Source organism: Rhodoferax sp. PAMC 29310 (genome assembly GCF_017948265.1).
GTDB lineage: Bacteria > Pseudomonadota > Gammaproteobacteria > Burkholderiales > Burkholderiaceae_C > Rhodoferax.
Genome location: NZ_CP072852.1, coordinates 4,109,071 through 4,126,378 on the forward strand (window position 1 = coordinate 4,109,071; position 17,308 = coordinate 4,126,378).

The window sequence follows — 17,308 nt, forward strand, 5'->3', positions numbered from 1 at the left end:
CAGGTGATGTTCTCGATTGGGTCATGTGGCCAGAAATCGAGTGGCGTACTCAAGATCATCGTAGGTGGTGCCCTGGCTCATGGCGTTGACAAACTTTCGCCACGGCAGGTCAGGCTCGGCCAGCTTGAAACCGTAAACGCCTCCCGTTCCCTCTTCGCTGCCGCGAACGACCATCACCTTGAGCGCCGACAACTCGGTCTTGCCGAGCTGAATACTGGCATCACACCATGTATCCACCGGAAGCGGCATGGCAGACACTGCCTTGAAGCCGAATTCCGATAATTCAGTCACCACGACGTCATAGGACTCCTGAATGATGGACGACTGAACGGTTAGCGTTCCAGGGCATTTCACAGAGTAGCGGGTGTGCTGTCTCAGCATCTCCTGATCGGTCATTGCCACAGGAACCGGGGGCAAGACATGTTGATACGGCTTGAGCTCGTAAATTGCGTGCAGCAGCGATTTTCGGCGGGTATCCAAATCCCTGAAAACCTGGGTCCGTTGATTAAAAAAATAGTCCAGCAGGTCCGGTGTCATGACTGGGTCATTGGTGGTGAAGTAACGTCGACTGGGCACCTGGATATTAGGCAGAACCGTCTTGACGAAATAATTATGCAAATTCTTGTTGAATCTCTTCTTGCCGTAGGTTTTTTCAAAAACCTCTGGCGCTTTGTACAAGTCCAACGACGCGCCCACCGCTGGCGCTCCATTTGCAAAATCGTAGTTATCCACCGTGTTTTCCTTCAATCGCTGAAAGAAAAGCAATGACTCATACATCTCAATGCGGTTGGGGTTCACGGCAATCAACAAGTGGCGGGTGTCAAAGAAGGTCGTGCAGTAGTCATACATGAACTTCATTAACGGAAAGAGAATCGCGCCACCCGTCTTCCTGAATTTGGGATGCACCGCCAATGCAGAGACCTCGGCCAGATTTCCGTGCAGCTGGCGCACAGGCGTCAGGTCAAAAATAGTCTGTAGCGGGAACCCAAACAAGCTTTCCCGTATCAGTGACAGAGTGCCCACCACTTCACCGTCAAACTTGGCGCACAAAGTCGTGGTCGTCGGCAGGGCATGGTAAATCGTCACCCGCATTCCAGAGGGGTCGGGGCGCATAAAGCCACTGCTGACATAGGCATCGTGCAGCAGCTTGAAGCAGGCCTCAAGCTCCTCTTTTGTTTCTGCAATTTTCAGGACCAGTCGCGGGTCAGGATTGGGATTGCAGTCAACAAAGGAACGGTAGATGGCAAACCGCGCATCACGGGGCAGAAACGAGAATAGCTGTCGAAGACTTTGGCGAAGCGATTTTCTGGCTTCTGAATTTTTCATCTATCAGTCTCCTCCCAATCAGAACTTCGGCAGGCTCAGTTTGAGCCATGCGACTTGAACGCTGAGAGGATCGTCGTTCAGACAAGCCCATAACCGACCTTGGCTACTCTCAAGTACGCACCTCTCAATGATAATTTCTCAAACATCAGGTCGGAGACGGTCAGCGAGCATTCTCTGACATAAAGACCCCTTTGTCATCCCTAGTGAATACGCTATCTATTTGCATCCAACCGCACGAGTGAGCGGCCTGATCTTTGGATTGATTTCATCTGTAATACTCTTTTATCACTTTTCGCACGCTCGCCATTCGCAATGTGTAATTCACTGTACGGCGGCGTTTCACTGTGTTGAGTTCGAATTTTGATCTGTTTGGCGAGCGACGGTGTAGCTAAGTTGGCGTTTCAATACAACTTTGCGTTACCCCGAAAACCTTGCCGTTGCCAGCGCGTCAAGCGATCGCTCACGCCGATCACTGAAAAGACTAGTCGGCGCTATTGGCGGCGGATATCCGGCGTGGACCGGTCCACAAACCTGGGATGCCATTTCGCAGACTGTCTTTTTGATAGAACTGTTCGCGCTTGAGCGGGCCAAACCTGGCCGCCAGCCGAATCACGATCCATTGATTCAAAGCTTGAGCAGAGGGGCTAGATACGTTTCCGCCTGTTACACCAAGCGCCTCGCCGAAAGGTCGGCAACCCCGCTTCACCTTAACCAAACAGACTCCGCGGATACCGAGACGATTCTGATGAGCGGTGGGCGTCAAAGGGCTACGCGCCCAGCGGTGGGCAAGCGCTTAAAAATGAGGCGCCGGCGGCGTCCTTGGCCGAAAGCGCGGGTGGGGCGTCCATGGCAGGCCAGTCAATGGCCAGCGTGGGGTCGTTCCAGGCAATGCAGCGCTCATGCGCCGGGGCGTAATAGTCGGTGGTTTTGTACAAAAACTCGGCCGTGTCAGACAACACCACAAACCCGTGCGCCAAGCCGGGCGGCACCCACAGCTGGCGGTTGTTGGCGGCCGACAAAATCTCGCCCACCCACTGGCCAAACGTGGGTGACTCCGGGCGAATGTCCACCGCCACGTCAAACACCTCGCCCGCCACCACGCGCACCAGTTTTCCTTGAGGCTGCTGCACCTGGTAGTGCAGGCCCCGCAGCACGCCCTTGGCGGACTTGGAGTGGTTGTCTTGCAAAAAACTCAAGTTCAGGCCCGTGGCTTCGTTGAACGCCTTCTGGTTGAAGCTCTCATAAAAGAAGCCGCGTGCGTCGCCAAACACCTTGGGCTCAATCAGCAGCACATCTGCAATTTTGCAAGCCGTGACCTTCATCAGTACACCTTCTCTTTGAGCAAACGCAGCAAATACTGGCCGTAACCAGACTTCACCAGCGGCTGCGCCAGATTTTCCAGCTGCGCGTCGTCAATCCAGCCATGGCGCCACACCACCTCTTCAGGGGCGGCTACTTTCAGGCCCTGGCGGTTTTCAATGGTGTAGATGAACTGGCTCGCCTCCATCATCGACTCGTGCGTGCCCGTGTCCAGCCACGCGTAGCCGCGCCCCATGGTCTGCACGTCCAGCGTGCCTTGCTCCAGGTACAGGCGGTTCAGGTCGGTGATCTCCAGCTCGCCACGGGCTGAGGGCTTCACCTGCTTGGCCATTTCCACCACGTTGCTGTCGTAAAAGTACAAACCTGTGACGGCATAGCGCGACTTCGGCTTGGCGGGCTTTTCTTCCAGGCTGATGGCACGGCCAGCGTCGTCAAACTCCACCACGCCGTAGCGCTCGGGGTCTTGCACCGCGTAGGCAAACACCGTGGCGCCGTGGGTTTGCTGGTTGGCTTTTTTCAACAAGCCGGCAAAGTCGTGGCCGTAAAAAATGTTGTCGCCCAGCACCAGTGCGCTCGGCGCCCCGTTCAGAAACTTCTCGCCAATCAAAAACGCCTGCGCCAAGCCATCGGGGGAGGGCTGCACGGCGTAGGTGATCTGAATGCCCCACTGGCTGCCGTCGCCCAGCAGCTGCTCAAAACGCGGCGTGTCTTGCGGGGTTGAGATCACCAGCACCTCGCGAATTCCCGCCAGCAGCAGCGCCGTCAGCGGGTAATAAATCATGGGCTTGTCGTAAATGGGCAGCAACTGCTTGCTCACCACCTGCGTCACCGGGTACAGCCGAGTGCCTGAGCCGCCCGCCAAAATAATGCCTTTGCGCGCAGGCGCAGAGCCCGCGTGGGTGAACGTGGTTGTGGTCATGGTGCGGTACTCCCTTTGATTTCAGTCAACATGCGCGCCACCCCTTGCTGCCAAGGCGGCAGCACCAGGTTGAACGCGGTTTGCAGGCGGCTGGTGTCCAGCCGTGAGTTCAGCGGCCGTTGCGCCGGCGTGGGGTAATTGGCAGTGGAGGTGGGCGCCACTTGCTCGGGGCCGGCTTTCAAGGGCCAGCCCAGCGCTTGGGCTTGGGCCAGCACATAACGCGCGTAGCCACACCAGGTGGTCTCGCCGGCGGCCACGCAGTGGTACAGGCCGGCCAACTCGGGGCGCAGCATGGCGGCGCGCAAGGTGTGGGTGGTCACGTCAGCCAGCAGTTCGGCCGAGGTGGGCGCACCAAACTGGTCGTCAATCACAGTCAGTGCGTCGCGCTCGCCGGCCAGGCGCAGCATGGTCTTGGCAAAGTTGCCGCCGCGTGCCGCGTACACCCAGCTGGTGCGAAAAATCAGGTGCTTCGGGGTGCTGGCCACCCGCTGCTCGCCCTCCAGCTTGGTGCGGCCATACACGCTCAAGGGCCCGGTGGCGTCTGATTCGCGCCAGGGCGCCGTGTCACTGCCGTCAAACACATAGTCGGTGGAGTAGTGCACCAGCCAGGCGCCCAGCGCCTTGGCCTGCTCGGCCAGCACGCCGGGGGCCAGCGCATTCAGGGTGCGGGCGAACTCGGGTTCGCTCTCGGCCTTGTCCACGGCGGTGTGGGCGGCGGCGTTCACAATCACGTCGGGCTTCACCCGTTGCACCGTCTCGGCCAAGCCGGCCAGGTTGCTGAAGTCACCACACAGGCCGTCGGGGTTGTGGGCGGGGTCAAAGTCCACCGCCACCACCTCGCCCAGCACGCTCAAACTGCGTTGCAGCTCCCAGCCCACTTGCCCGCCGCGTCCGAAAAGCAGAATTTTCATGCCGATTCCTTGGCGCCGTATTGCTTGCTTACCCAGTCGCGGTAGCCGCCGCTTTGCACGTTGGCCACCCAGTCCGGGTTGTCCAGGTACCACTGCACGGTTTTGCGAATGCCGGTTTCAAAGGTCTCAGCGGGCTTCCAGCCCAGTTGCTGCTCAATCTTGCGCGCGTCAATTGCGTAGCGGCGGTCGTGGCCGGGGCGGTCGGTCACGTAGGTGATTTGCTCTTTGTAAGCCTTGCCGTCAGCGCGGGGCTTGAGTTCGTCCAGCAGGGCGCACACGGTGTGCACGATGTCCAGGTTGGGCTTCTCGTTCCAGCCGCCCACGTTGTAGACCTCGCCCAGTTGGCCGGCTTCCAGCACGCGGCGAATGGCGCTGCAGTGGTCGGTCACATACAACCAGTCGCGAATCTGCTGGCCATCGCCATACACCGGCAGCGGCTTGCCCGCTTGGGCATTCACAATCATCAGCGGAATCAGCTTCTCTGGAAAGTGAAACGGCCCGTAGTTGTTGCTGCAATTGGTGGTCAGCACCGGCAGGCCATAGGTGTGGTGGTAGGCGCGCACCAGGTGGTCGCTGGCCGCCTTGGAGGCTGAATACGGGCTGTTGGGCTCGTAGCGGTGCGTCTCGGTAAACGCATCGTCCGTCTTGGCCAGCGAGCCATACACCTCGTCGGTGGACACATGCAGCAATCTAAAAGCCACCTTGGCCGCCTCTGGCAGCGTGCCCCAGTACGCACGCACGGCTTCCAGCAAATTGAAGGTGCCCACAATATTGGTTTGGATGAACTCGCCCGGCCCGTGAATCGAGCGGTCCACATGCGACTCGGCGGCAAAGTTCACCACCGCGCGGGGCTGGTGCTGTGTCAGCAGTTGGGCCACCAGCGCCGCGTCGCCAAAGTCGCCTTGCACAAACACATGTCGCGCATCGCCTTGCAGCGAAGCCAGGTTTTGCAAGTTGCCCGCGTAGGTCAGTTTGTCCAGGTTGATGACCGTCTCGTCGCTGCTACGCAGCCAGTCCAGAACAAAGTTGCTGCCAATAAAACCGGCGCCGCCGGTCACCAAAATCGTCATTGTTGAACCTCCCTGAACAAAAAATACCTGACCATTGTCGCAGTGTCAACGTCCTAAAACAGCCTTTAGTCCATTCGGACTGCGGGGCCGAGCCAGCGCAAGTCTGGCTGGGTGGGCGGTCATGCCTGCTTTGGGTCAAACCCCCAAAAGCGAAAAGGGAGTCGAAGCTCCCTTGGGGTCAGACGCACGCCTTGTGGCAATCAGGCTGCTTTGTGTTTGCGGCGCAGGGCGATAGAGCCCATCAGGCCCAGGCCGGTGCGCGCGGCATGACCCAGATGGCCAAAGACTCTGGTTTGGGTTGCCAAAGCCTCTACAAAGCGTTGGCCTCTCGCTGCAAAGCCCCGTTATGAAACGGTGATGAAAGTCGTGCGGGCGCTGGGTGTGAACCTCCATGCAGAAATGCGTCCAAACTAACGGCGCACCTCTTTATGCAAAAGTTACAAGCCTTTTAAGCCTCTAGCGCCAGTGCAGTCTGCGTAAGTTGCTCCTGAAAATGCAGCAATTCAATGAGGGCGCCGTGCCATTCAGCGGCCCCCATTCCCTGCAACCCAACCCATCCACCCAAGCCGCCAGCCATCACCCCCGTGCATCGCCCCAGCGCAGTCGGGCGTTGTCGTCGCCCCGGTAAAGGGTCTCGCCGTGGCGGTCTACGCAGTAGGCGGGCGACACAATCATTTCAACAAAGGGCTGGTCGGCGGCAATGCGGGTGTATTCAAACAACACACTTCGCACCACCTTGGCCCCGGCGCGCAGGTGGCTGCCGTGGCCAATCCAGGCCGGGCCGGTAATGCTCACCCCCGGCTCAATGCGCACACTGGAGCCAATGTAAACCGGCCCCGTGATCGACACCTCGTCCCACGGAATGGAGGTGTTCAGCCCCACCCATACACCCGGCCTAACCTCAGTGCCCGGCATGTTCACCTCGGCCACCTCGCCGCGCAGCACCCGCTGCAACACCGTCCAGTAGTCGCTCACCCGGCCAATGTCGATCCAGTTAAAAAACCGGTTCTGGGCAAAAAATGGCTTTCTGTCGGCCACCAGCTGGGGAAACAACTGCGAGCCAATGTCATACACCTGGCCCGGTGGCACCAGCTCAAGCACCTCCGGCTGAAAGATGTAAATGCCCGTGCTGGCCAGCGTGGACTTGGCCTCGGCCGGTGTCGGCTTTTCCTGAAACGACACAATGCGCCCGCCCGGCTCGGTGACCACAATGCCGTAAGACTCCACCTCAGACAGCGGCACATCCAGCGCCACCACACTGGCGATCGCACCCTTGGTCTTGTGCTCATGCAGGGCCGCACCAATGTCCATGTCAATCAAGGCGTCGCCACACAGCACCAGCGTGGTCTGATCAAAAAAGCCGCTGAAGTCTTGAATACGCCGCATGCCACCGGCCGAACCCATGGGGCGGGGCACGATGTCGCCGTGGTCAAGCACACCCTCATACGAGTAGCCAATCTCCACGCCCCAGCGGCTGCCGTCGCCAAAATAGCGCTCAATCATCTGGTGGTGGTAGGCCACGTTCACCATGATCTGCTTTATTCCGTGGCGCGCCAGATGCTCAATCTGGTATTCCATCAGCGGCTTGCCCAGAATGGGCACCATGGGTTTGGGTAAATCCTTGGTCAAAGGCCGAACCCGTGTGCCTTGCCCCGCCGCCAAAATCATGCCTTTTGCCATGAGAAAACCCTCCAGGATATTTGTATGTGTTTTAGGCCGCCATCGCCCGTCTTACCTGCGGGATCAGCTATTGATTAAATAGCAATTCCAAAGCTGCCAAACCTTGAGCCCACCCCACCCACGATATGGGAGGTCGTAAATAAGGTCAACGTGCCCAATGAGATGCCGCTCAACGAACCCGAGACTGGCGTGATGTCCGTCGTCGCGGCTTGCGCGCCTGTGGCAAATGTCGTCAATGCAGTGACAGCTGCAAGTGCGAAGGTTTTGAATTTCATGATTTCCCCCTGTGAATGGTTTCTGACCAAGTTTGGGGTCATACTAATTTCAGGGTAAACCCGTGTCTATAGTCCGTTTGGACTAACTGCGACCGGGTGGGTTGGGGGCTGGCTGGTGCGAATGACCGGTGTTGGCGCTGACCACGGCGCCGGTGGGCGCCGTGTGTACTTAGCCGCCTGCGTCGACGCTGAAGGTGGCGTGCTGGTCTTGCCCGAGAACCGCCACTAGCTGTGGCAGCGCAAGTTGCAACGCAGCTTTTAACGTATGCGGTGGGTTGATGATGAACATGCCGCTGGCGGGGAGGCCGGGGCGTTTGACGTCGCCAGCTTCATCGGACAAGAGTTTGCTGTTTTTGACGGTCAGTGTGGCGTTCAACCAACTCCGGCCAGCTTTTGTGGCCAGTGTTTTGAGTTTGCGGGGTACATCATGCGCTTCAGGGCGGGGGATGATGGGGTACCAGACGGCGTAGGTGCCGGTGGCAAAACGTGTCAATGAGTCGGCAACCATGGCGACCACGCGCAGGTAGTCGTTTTTAATTTCGTAACTGGGGTCGCAAAACACCAGCGCGCGCCGAGCAGGCGGCGGCAAAAACTTCTTGATGCCTTCAAAACCATCTTCCCGCAATACAGCCACCTGGCGGCCGGCCTCAAGCTGGGCTATGTTGGCCGCCAGTGTTTTGATGTCGGTGGGGTGAATCTCAAACAGCTTGAGTTTGTCGCGATCACCCAGCAGGCGCTGAATAATGAACGGCGAGCCGGGGTAGACCTTGTGGCTGCCTTTGTTGTTGAAGCTGGCCACCATTTCAAGATAGGCCTTGAGCGCGGGTGCCAGGTCATCCAGCGTGGGCTTGGCGGGTGTTTTGACTTTGCCGGCGGCAGAGCCTTTGGTGGCTGGGGCTTCAGTGCTTGTGGCGGGGGTTCCGTTTTCAAGCTCCTTGACAAGGCGCATGAATCCATTGGCGGCCTCTCCGCTGGTTTCAGCGTAGTCGCCGTCCAGTCGGTAAAGGCCGGCACCGGCGTGGGTGTCAAAAACGGTGAGGGCGGTGTCCTTTTGCAGCAGGTGCTGCAGCATGGCCACCAGCACGGTGTGTTTGAGGACGTCGGCATGATTGCCGGCATGAAAGGCGTGTCGATAACTGAACATGCCGAATTTTAACCGGCGGCCGACAAACTTTGTATAATCTTGGGCTTCGTAGCGATTTTGTAGCTCCGCGACGAGGGCTCCCTTCCGGCTTTACGGCCAGAAGACGGGTAAACCTACCTAAGAGATTCCCATCAGAGGAACGCCGACCGTAGAAAAGAGCAGCAAGGAAGCCAACCCCTTAGGTTGGACAAACCCTCTTTTATTGAGAAACTCATGACAAAAACTTTCAGCGCAAAACCCGCTGAGGTCGTGCACGAGTGGTTTGTGATTGACGCGACCGATAAGGTCCTCGGACGAGTAGCCAGCGAAGTTGCTCTCCGTTTGCGCGGCAAACACAAGGCCATTTACACGCCTCACGTTGACACTGGTGACTTCATCATTGTCGTAAACACAGATCGCCTGCGCGTGACCGGTGCCAAGCCGATCGACAAGGTGTATTACAGCCACTCCGGCTACCCAGGTGGCATTTCTGCCATCAACTTCCGTGACATGCAAGCCAAATTCCCCGGCCGCGCTTTGGAAAAAGCCGTCAAGGGTATGTTGCCTAAAGGCCCATTGGGCTACGCCATGATCAAGAAGCTCAAGGTCTACGGTGGTGCAGAGCATCCCCATACCGCCCAGCAGCCCAAAGTATTGGAAATTGCCGGCATTTCTGCCGATGCCATTAAGAGGGAGTCTGCCAAATGATCGGTGATTGGAACAATGGTACCGGCCGTCGCAAATCCAGCGTCGCCCGAGTTTTCCTGAAAAAGGGCTCCGGCCAGATCGTCGTGAATGGCAAAGACATCGAAAAGTTTTTCGGTCGTGCTACTTCTATCATGATCTGCAAACAGCCTCTGCTGCTGACTAACCACGCTGAAACGTTTGACATCATGGTCAACGTGGCTGGCGGCGGTGAGTCTGGTCAAGCTGGTGCAGTGCGCCACGGTATCACCCGCGCTTTGATCGACTACGACGCAACACTCAAGTCTGAGCTGAGCAAAGCAGGTTTCGTGACTCGCGATGCCCGTGAAGTTGAGCGTAAGAAAGTCGGCTTCCACGGCGCTCGTCGTCGTAAGCAGTTCAGCAAGCGCTAAGTTTCACGACTCTTCGCTCGCTCTACGCGACAAAGCAGCCGCCAGAATGCAGATTCTGGCGGCTGTTTGCATTCAGGACGTTAGACTCCCCCCTCCATGCGACTTCGACTCCTTATTCGACGACTGACAGTTAGCGCCCCCCGTGTGTCGGTGCGCAGTGCGCTGCCCTGGCCGTTTCGCTGGATTGTGCTGGCGACGGTGTTTGGTTTTTGCGCCGCCATTGCCTTGTGGGCGTTTGAGTTCGGTAAAGACATTGCCGGGCTGGATCACAACACCAAAGCGGAGTTGAAAGAAACCAGGGCCGAACTGGTGACCTTGCGCGAGGAGATGGCGCAATTGAAAGCGATGCAAGATCAGGCGCAATCGGTGGCCAATACCGCAGATACCCTGTTGTTGGCTGAAAAAGCATCGTTTGAGAAGCTGGCTGTGCTGAACAAGCAACTGGAAGCGACCAATCGCAGCTTGCGCGATGACCTGGGTTTTTTCGAGCAGTTGATTCCAGCCGTGGGTGGTGATAGTCTGGCCATCCGCAGTTTGCAGGCCGAGCGTTTGAATGACGCGGAGTTGAAGTGGCAGGTGCTGCTGGTTCAAGCGGTTCGCAATCCACCGGAATTTGACGGTCAGCTGGCGCTGAGTTTTGCAGGGTTTCAAAATGGCAAACCATGGATGGCGACCTTGCCGACAGGGAGTCAAGCCATCAAATTCAAGCAGTACGGCCGCATTGAGGGCATTTTTGAGTTGCCTGCGCAGGTCGTCGTCAAAAGCGTGACGGCCAAGGTCATGGTTGGTGCGGTGGTCAAGGTGGTTCAATCGGTCAAGCTTTGACCCGGTTCGTGGAAATTAACATTGAGGATGTCGACGTGTTCAACAAGCAAAAACAACCTGCCATCAAATGCCTGATTGGCGAAACCAGCCGGATTGATGGCAATCTGTCGTTTTCGGATGGCTTGAGAGTCGATGGTACGGTGGTGGGCAATGTGAGTGCTGGCAAGGGCTTGTCGAGCATGTTGGTGATATCGGAGACCGCGACGGTCACCGGTGAATTGCATGCCGATCATGTGATCGTGAACGGAACGGTTCACGGCCCCGTTCATGCACGAGTGATGCTGGAGTTGCAGCCCAAAGCCCGCATTCATGGTGACGTGCATTACACGGTGCTGGAGATGCACCGTGGTGCCCTGGTGTCCGGGCAGTTGCGTCCCATCGTTGACGCCGGTGAAGCCAAGACCAAGGATGTAAAAAGCGAAACACTTGGAGAGGCGGACGAGGAAAAGCCCACACTCAAGTTAGCGGCAAATAACCATCGTCAGAATTCCTGACTGAATTGCTGTAGTATTCAAGTGATTCAATTTTTCGGAGTATTCCATGAGCGCCGTTGCAGAAAATTTATCCCCCGAAATGCCGAGCCCGATTCTGTTCACCGACAGCGCGGCGGCTAAAGTGGCTGACCTGATTGCCGAAGAAGGCAATCCCGATTTGAAGCTGCGTGTCTTCGTGCAGGGTGGCGGATGTTCCGGGTTTCAGTATGGTTTCACGTTTGATGAAATCACCAATGAAGACGACACAACCATGACCAAGCATGGTGTCTCCTTGCTAATCGACGCCATGAGCTACCAGTACCTGGTGGGCGCAGAGATTGACTACAAAGAAGATTTGCAGGGCGCGCAATTCGTGATCAAAAACCCGAATGCCCAATCTACCTGCGGTTGCGGTTCGAGCTTTACGACCTGACGGTTGTTTGCTTTCGCCCAGTCAAGCTGGGTAGATTGCACCAGAGATACGGGCGCCACGGGCGCCCGTTACTGTTTTAAGGCTGGTGGTTTGACGCAAGGCAGTCTTGCTGGCCAACCAGGCAAAAGCGGTGGCCTCCACTTGCTGGGGCGGCAGGCCATGAGACTCTGAGGAGTCGACCTCCACGTCGGGCAGCAGGGCCTGAATGCGGCGCATCAAATGGCCGTTGAAGGCACCGCCGCCACAAATAATCAGCTGCCGCGCGTCGTCGCCATACTGTTGGACACTGGTGGCGCAGGCCGTGGCCGTCAATTCAGTCAGTGTGGCTTGCACGTCCACGGGTGCCACTGAAGAAAATCCATCCAACCGCCAGTTCAGCCAGGTCGGGTTGAATAAATCCCGGCCAGTGCTTTTGGGGGCAGGTTGGGCGAAGTAGGGCTCTTCAAGCAGGCGGTTCAAAAGGCCGTCGTGAACGCGTCCAGCGGCAGCCCAGGCGCCATCGGCGTCATAAGCTTGTTCTCGGTGTTGCTGGCACCAGGCGTCCATCAAGGCATTGCCGGGTCCGCAGTCGAAGCCCTGCACGTCGTCGGCCATGTTGGGGCCGATCACGGTCAGGTTGGAAATACCGCCAATATTGAGTGCCGCGATGGTCTCACCCGGACGACCAAACACCGATTGATGAAACGCAGGCACCAACGGCGCACCTTGTCCGCCGGCGGCAATGTCGCGGCTGCGAAAGTCGGCGACCACATCAATGCCCGTCAATTCAGCGAGCAATGCGGGGTTGTTGAGTTGCAGGGTGTAGCCTGTGCCGTCATAGGCTTGAGGCTGGTGACGTACCGTTTGACCGTGGGCTCCGATGGCGGCGACTTGAGCCGCATTGAGGCCGGTCTTGTGCAGCAGTTGCGCCACGATATGAGCGTAGACGCGCACCAAAGCGTTGGCAGCCAGTGCGGACCGGTGAATCTCGTTGACGCCTGGTGTGTTGAGTGCCAGCAATTCGTCCGCAAGCGCTTGTGAAAGTGGTGCGTTGACGTGGGCGACGACTTTAAGTCGATCTCTTGAGAGATCGACCAAAACGCCGTCCACACCGTCCAGCGAGGTGCCGGACATCAGGCCAATAAACAGGTCGGACACGCCGATCTCGCTGTTTGGCGCTGGTCGGCTTACTGGATTCCTGCAGGCAGCAGGGAGTAGGCGGCGTTCAGAGCCACGCGATTTTCAGCGGCCAAGCGGCTAAACACTGGTTTGGCGCCGGCAGACAGGGGAATTGATTCACTCTGACGCGCAAGAATCAAGGGGTCTTTGGGAACGCCGTTGTCGCGAAATTCAAAGTGCAGGTGAGGCCCAGTGGCCCAGCCCGATGAACCGACTGCACCAATGTTCTGACCCTGGCTCACGCTCTGGCCTTTACGAACATTGATTTTGCTCATGTGCGCATACACCGTGGTTTTTTGCTTGCCATGGTTGATGAATACGACATTGCCGTAGCCATTTTGCACACCGGAAAATTCAACCACGCCATCACCCACACTGCGAATGGGGGTGCCGGTGCTGCCAGCGTAGTCAACACCTGTATGGGCTTTCCAGGTTTTCAAAATGGGATGGAAGCGCATTTTGAAGGCGCTGGTCATGCGGGTGAATTCAAGCGGGGAGGCCAGGAACGCCCGGGTCAGGCTTTGGCCGTCCAGTGTGTAGTAAGCGCCTTTGCCTGCTGAAAGGGTTTGACCATTTGATGCGGTTGCGTTTCGAGCGGGGTCCTGGAACCACATGGCCTGAAAAGTTTTGCCATTGTTCATGAACTCGGTACTGAGCACGCGACCGGTGCGCAGCGGCTCACCGTCGCCCTCGAGTGTTTCATAGACGATCGAGAAACGGTCGCCCTTGCGAAGCGCACGCTGGAAGTCAATGTCACCAGAAAAAATTTCAGCCACTTGAATGGCCACGGCGTCCGGAATGTTGGCGTTATCAGTGGCCGCAAACAGGGAGGACTCGATGGTGCCGCTGGCCAGTTTGCTGGACACAGTGAGGGGAGCCGTTTCGACGCGGGACTGAAAACCAGCGGGAGTTTTCTCAAGAACGAGGCGGTTGAAGTTGCCGCTTTCGTCGGAGGCCCAACGTGCGCTCAGCTTGAGCAGTGAGTTGTCTTCATTGGTTTCTGCAGTGACATTGCGGCCACTTCGGCCCAGCAAGGCGTCGCGGGCAGTGTTGTCCGCACGAATGAAGGCGGCTGCCGCCACGTCGGCAACACCCAGCCGTTTCAGCAAGGTGTCTGCCGTGTCGCTGGAGCGCGTCAGTTCAGAGCGAAACAGCGTCAGGGGTTGGATGGCCAACACATCAGGGGGCGTATACGCTACGCCAGCCTCGACGGAGTAAGCAATCTGCTGGACAGGAATGTTTGCCGCATCAGGTCCAAACGAGGCAACCGCATAAGCACCGCCGCCGCCAAGCAGCATGAAGGAGGCGATGAGGGCCGTGATTCGTTTGGGGTGTTGTTGGAGTGATTGAACGACAAAATTGGTCACAACTTTGCTAGCGGGGGTGAGTCCGTTTTTCAAGGTCAGTCTTTCAGGTCAAGGTGCGTGTGCGTGAAGCACAGCCAAAAAATGGGGGGTCGAGCCTTGGTCATTTAAAATCGAAGGCTAGAGCAGTCGGACATTATAACTTTGCCTCCCTTTCTCGCATCAAGTAAAACCCTTATGAATCAAGCGTTAACGCCCCCATTTCCTGTAACAAAACGTGTTGAAGAGGCCTTGGCAATCACCTTGCGCGGTTGTGATGAACTGATTCCGCAGGAAGATTGGGTGAAAAAGTTGGCTCGTTCCGAGGCCACTGGCGTGCCGCTGCGCATCAAGCTGGGCTTGGATCCGACGGCGCCTGATATCCACATTGGCCACACCGTGGTGCTCAACAAGATGCGCCAGTTGCAGGATTTGGGTCACACCGTGATCTTCCTGATCGGTGATTTCACTAGCCTGATTGGGGACCCGTCTGGGCGCAACAGCACGCGCCCGCCGCTGACGGCTGAGCAGATCAAGGTCAATGCCGAGACCTACTACCGCCAGGCCAGCATGGTGCTGGATCCGACCAAAACCGAGATCCGCTACAACAGCGAATGGTCCGACGCGCTGGGCGCGCGCGGCATGATTGAGTTGGCGTCGCGCTACACCGTGGCGCGCATGATGGAGCGCAACGATTTTCATGACCGGTTCAAATCCGGCACGCCCATCAGCGTGCACGAGTTTCTGTACCCGTTGATGCAGGGTTACGACAGCGTGGCGCTCAAGAGCGACCTGGAGTTGGGTGGCACGGACCAGAAATTCAACCTCTTGATGGGACGCCACTTGCAGGCCGAGTACGGGCAAGAGCCTCAGTGCATCTTGACCATGCCCTTGTTGGAAGGCCTGGACGGCGTTGAGAAAATGTCCAAGAGCAAGAACAATTACATCGGTATCTCCGAAGAACCCAACACCATGTTCGCCAAGGTGTTGAGCATCTCTGACGTGTTGATGTGGAAGTGGTTTACTTTGTTGAGCTTCAAGAGCGAGGCCGAGATTGCAGCCCTCAAGGCCGAGGTGGATTGTGGGCGCAACCCGAAAGACGCCAAAGTGGCGCTGGCCAAAGAAATTACGGCGCGTTTTCACAGTGCCGAGGCAGCCGATGCGGCTGAGCAAGACTTCATCAACCGCAGCAAAGGTGGCGTGCCTGATGAAATTCCGGAAGTCACCTTGCCACTGGGCGAGGGTGGTGCAGCGCTGGGCATTGGGGCACTGTTGAAGATGGCCGGTTTGGCGGCGTCAAGCGGCGAAGGCAACCGGCTGATTGACGGCGGTGGTGTACGCGTGGACTCCAGCGTGGTCAGCGACAAGGCTCTGAAACTGGGCGCGGGAACCTATGTGATTCAGGTCGGAAAGCGCAAGTTCGCGCGAGTGACGGTGGGCTGAATGATCGATTCAATTCCCAAGCGGTTTCTGACGCCGCAGCGTCTGTTGTGGACCTCGGTGGTGGTGGCGATCATCACCATCACACTGAAAACGCTGGCCTGGGTCATTACCGACTCGGTGGGCTTGTTGTCCGATGCCATGGAGTCGCTGGTCAATCTAGCCAGTGCTATTTTTGCCTTGGCCATGGTGACCATTGCCAGCCGACCGGCTGATGAAGACCATCCGTATGGGCACCACAAAGCGGAGTATTTCTCTTCGGGTTTTGAAGGCATCCTGATCATCGCGGCCGCCATGGGCATCATTTGGGCGGCAGGCCATCGTCTGTTTGACCCGCAACCGATTCAGGAGGTGGGCTGGGGCTTGGCCCTGTCCGTGGTGAGTTCGGCCTTGAACGGTGGCTTGGCCTGGATCATGTTTGGTGCGGCCAAAACGCACCGCTCCATTGCTTTGGAGGCTGACGCCAAGCATTTGGTGACGGACGTATGGACTTCGGTGGGCGTGGTCATTGGCGTGGCCGCAGTGGCGATGACCGGCTGGCTGTGGTTGGATGCGTTGGTGGCGATTGGCGTGGCCCTGAACATTCTGAAAGAAGGGTTTCACCTGATCTGGCGCTCGTCGCAGGGCTTGATGGACGAGGCGGTGGAGCCCGAAGTTATGAGCCAGATTCAAGCCACTCTGGAAGAGTTTGACCACCATACGATTCGCTTTGACCATGTGACCACACGCCGCTCCGGTCAGCGGCGGTTTGTGGACATGCACATGCACATGCCGGCCAGCTGGACGCTGGGCCGGGCCGCCGCCGTGCGGGCCAGCGTGGAGCAGGCGCTCATGAGCGCTGTGCCCGGTTTGCGTGCCACCATTCAGTTGCTGCCTACCGACGTGGAAGCGCATTTTGATGACGTCAAGGACTTGATTTGATCGCCGTCTTGCAGCGCGTGAGCGAAGCCAGGGTGACTGTGGCGGGCGACACCGTGGGCGAAATTGGCGCCGGTTTGCTGGTGCTGGTGTGCGCTGAGCGGGGCGACACGGAGGTGGAGTGCGACAAGATGCTGAGCAAGCTTTTAAAGCTGCGCATCTTCAATGACGACGCCGGCAAGATGAACCACAGTGTGCAAAACATGGATGGGCGCGGCACGGTGGGTGACTTGTTGCTGGTCAGCCAATTCACGCTGGCCGCCGATGTGAGCGGCGGCAACCGCCCCGGTTTTACCGCGGCCGCCAAGCCGGACGAGGGGCGTCGCTTGTACGACCACTTGGTCGCGCAGGCCCGCTTGGTACATCCGGTGGTGCAAACCGGCCGGTACCAGACCGAGATGCGGGTGCAACTGGTGAACGATGGCCCGGTCACCATTCCGTTGCGCATTGCGCCAGCGGCTGGTTTGCTATTGAATAAGTAGCGGTCTGCGCTTGTTGGGCAGGCACTAGAGCCACATTTCATCAATAAGGGTTGTCAAACCCCAGGCGCGCCATGATGTCGGTCTCGCGCATTTCCATCACTTCGGCGTCTTCTTCCAAATCATGGTCCCAGCCTTGGGCATGCAGCGTGCCGTGCACGATCAGGTGGGCGTAGTGGGCTTCCAACGTTTTGCCTTGCTCCTTGGCTTCTTGCGCGACCACGGGGGCGCACAGCACCAAGTCAGCAGTGACCACGGGTTCCATCGTGTAGTCAAAGGTCAGCACGTTGGTGGCGTAGTCTTTCTGGCGGTAGTCGCGGTTTAGCGTCTGGCCTTCTTCGGCGCCCACAATGCGCACGGTGATCTCGGCCGTGGACTCAAGCGCGTGGCGAATCCAGCGGGTGACCTTGTGGCGGGACAGGGCGACGCGGTGCAGCGGTGCGTCCTCGAATTTGGCGAATTGCAGGGACAGGGTGAGTTCGTTTAGCATGGTTTTTTACGTCAAATAGGTCTCTAGC

20 protein-coding genes are annotated in these 17,308 nt (G+C 57.8%); 9 read left to right on the plus strand and 11 right to left on the minus strand.

Annotation, left to right across the window (positions count from 1 at the left end; all coding sequences use genetic code 11):
• Positions 1–21: 21 nt before the first annotated feature.
• The 5 genes from J8G15_RS19020 to rfbB all read right to left on the minus strand — a co-directional run bounded on the left by J8G15_RS19020 (position 22) and on the right by rfbB (position 5,546).
• Positions 22–1,326: a GNAT family N-acetyltransferase gene (locus J8G15_RS19020; RefSeq protein WP_210544249.1), complete on the minus strand. Its 1,305-nt coding sequence runs from the start codon at positions 1,324–1,326 to the stop codon at positions 22–24.
• A 767-nt stretch (positions 1,327–2,093) separates the two neighbouring features.
• A complete protein-coding gene (gene rfbC / locus J8G15_RS19025) occupies positions 2,094–2,648 on the minus strand; it encodes a dTDP-4-dehydrorhamnose 3,5-epimerase (RefSeq protein ID WP_210544251.1) in 555 nt (184 codons plus the stop codon).
• Positions 2,648–3,565: a glucose-1-phosphate thymidylyltransferase RfbA gene (rfbA, locus tag J8G15_RS19030; protein ID WP_210544252.1), complete on the minus strand. Its 918-nt coding sequence runs from the start codon at positions 3,563–3,565 to the stop codon at positions 2,648–2,650. The genes rfbC and rfbA overlap by 1 nt, the downstream gene beginning before the upstream one ends.
• Positions 3,562–4,476 (minus strand): dTDP-4-dehydrorhamnose reductase, encoded by a 915-nt coding sequence (gene rfbD / locus J8G15_RS19035; RefSeq protein ID WP_210544254.1) that lies wholly within the window; start codon positions 4,474–4,476, stop codon positions 3,562–3,564. Before rfbD ends, rfbA begins: the two co-directional genes overlap by 4 nt.
• A complete protein-coding gene (rfbB, locus tag J8G15_RS19040; RefSeq protein ID WP_210544256.1) occupies positions 4,473–5,546 on the minus strand; it encodes a dTDP-glucose 4,6-dehydratase in 1,074 nt (357 codons plus the stop codon). The genes rfbD and rfbB overlap by 4 nt, the downstream gene beginning before the upstream one ends.
• A 275-nt stretch (positions 5,547–5,821) precedes the next feature.
• Here rfbB and J8G15_RS22180 point away from each other — a divergent pair, with 275 nt between their 5' ends.
• Complete coding sequence (locus J8G15_RS22180; protein ID WP_370627556.1) at positions 5,822–5,896, plus strand: hypothetical protein; 75 nt, start codon at positions 5,822–5,824, stop codon at positions 5,894–5,896.
• Positions 5,897–6,122: 226 nt separating this feature from the next.
• Here J8G15_RS22180 and J8G15_RS19045 read toward each other — a convergent pair whose 3' ends face one another.
• From J8G15_RS19045 to J8G15_RS19055, 3 genes are all read right to left on the minus strand, one after another.
• Positions 6,123–7,226 (minus strand): sugar phosphate nucleotidyltransferase, encoded by a 1,104-nt coding sequence (locus tag J8G15_RS19045; protein WP_370627444.1) that lies wholly within the window; start codon positions 7,224–7,226, stop codon positions 6,123–6,125.
• A 74-nt stretch (positions 7,227–7,300) separates the two neighbouring features.
• Positions 7,301–7,501 (minus strand): hypothetical protein, encoded by a 201-nt coding sequence (locus tag J8G15_RS19050; RefSeq protein WP_210544257.1) that lies wholly within the window; start codon positions 7,499–7,501, stop codon positions 7,301–7,303.
• 169 nt (positions 7,502–7,670) lie between these two features.
• Positions 7,671–8,645 (minus strand): 23S rRNA (adenine(2030)-N(6))-methyltransferase RlmJ, encoded by a 975-nt coding sequence (locus J8G15_RS19055; RefSeq protein ID WP_210544259.1) that lies wholly within the window; start codon positions 8,643–8,645, stop codon positions 7,671–7,673.
• 213 nt (positions 8,646–8,858) lie between these two features.
• Here J8G15_RS19055 and rplM point away from each other — a divergent pair, with 213 nt between their 5' ends.
• From rplM to erpA, 5 genes are all read left to right on the plus strand, one after another.
• A complete protein-coding gene (gene rplM / locus J8G15_RS19060) occupies positions 8,859–9,332 on the plus strand; it encodes a 50S ribosomal protein L13 (RefSeq protein WP_210544261.1) in 474 nt (157 codons plus the stop codon).
• Positions 9,329–9,721 carry a 30S ribosomal protein S9 gene (gene rpsI / locus J8G15_RS19065; RefSeq protein ID WP_210544264.1) on the plus strand — a complete coding sequence of 131 codons (393 nt, stop codon included), beginning with the start codon at positions 9,329–9,331 and terminating at the stop codon, positions 9,719–9,721. The genes rplM and rpsI overlap by 4 nt, the downstream gene beginning before the upstream one ends.
• A gap of 96 nt (positions 9,722–9,817) precedes the next feature.
• Positions 9,818–10,546, plus strand: coding sequence for a DUF6776 family protein (locus tag J8G15_RS19070; protein ID WP_210544266.1), 729 nt, complete (start codon positions 9,818–9,820; stop codon positions 10,544–10,546).
• 35 nt (positions 10,547–10,581) lie between these two features.
• Positions 10,582–11,040, plus strand: a complete 459-nt coding sequence (locus J8G15_RS19075; RefSeq protein ID WP_210547665.1) for a polymer-forming cytoskeletal protein — start codon at positions 10,582–10,584, stop codon at positions 11,038–11,040.
• A gap of 46 nt (positions 11,041–11,086) precedes the next feature.
• Positions 11,087–11,452, plus strand: a complete 366-nt coding sequence (gene erpA, locus J8G15_RS19080; RefSeq protein WP_210544268.1) for an iron-sulfur cluster insertion protein ErpA — start codon at positions 11,087–11,089, stop codon at positions 11,450–11,452.
• Between the two features lie 21 nt (positions 11,453–11,473).
• On the opposite strand, the gene J8G15_RS19085 is transcribed toward erpA, so the two are convergent.
• Together J8G15_RS19085 and J8G15_RS19090 are read right to left on the minus strand one after the other, a co-directional pair.
• Complete coding sequence (locus tag J8G15_RS19085; protein WP_240538591.1) at positions 11,474–12,565, minus strand: anhydro-N-acetylmuramic acid kinase; 1,092 nt, start codon at positions 12,563–12,565, stop codon at positions 11,474–11,476.
• 53 nt (positions 12,566–12,618) lie between these two features.
• A complete protein-coding gene (locus tag J8G15_RS19090; RefSeq protein ID WP_210544271.1) occupies positions 12,619–14,010 on the minus strand; it encodes a M23 family metallopeptidase in 1,392 nt (463 codons plus the stop codon).
• Positions 14,011–14,151: 141 nt separating this feature from the next.
• On the opposite strand from J8G15_RS19090, the gene tyrS reads away from it, so the two are divergent.
• The 3 genes from tyrS to dtd are packed head-to-tail and all read left to right on the plus strand — an operon-like array spanning position 14,152 to position 16,793.
• Positions 14,152–15,396: a tyrosine--tRNA ligase gene (tyrS, locus tag J8G15_RS19095; RefSeq protein ID WP_210544274.1), complete on the plus strand. Its 1,245-nt coding sequence runs from the start codon at positions 14,152–14,154 to the stop codon at positions 15,394–15,396.
• Positions 15,397–16,314 carry a cation diffusion facilitator family transporter gene (locus J8G15_RS19100; protein WP_210544276.1) on the plus strand — a complete coding sequence of 306 codons (918 nt, stop codon included), beginning with the start codon at positions 15,397–15,399 and terminating at the stop codon, positions 16,312–16,314.
• The gene (dtd, locus tag J8G15_RS19105; protein WP_210544277.1) at positions 16,311–16,793 is read left to right on the plus strand and encodes a D-aminoacyl-tRNA deacylase; all 483 of its coding nucleotides are present in this window, start codon (positions 16,311–16,313) and stop codon (positions 16,791–16,793) included. Before J8G15_RS19100 ends, dtd begins: the two co-directional genes overlap by 4 nt.
• A 40-nt stretch (positions 16,794–16,833) precedes the next feature.
• Here the strand turns inward: dtd and ybeY are convergent, their stop codons facing one another.
• A complete protein-coding gene (ybeY, locus tag J8G15_RS19110) occupies positions 16,834–17,280 on the minus strand; it encodes an rRNA maturation RNase YbeY (protein ID WP_210544279.1) in 447 nt (148 codons plus the stop codon).
• Between the last annotated feature and the right edge of the window lie 28 nt (positions 17,281–17,308).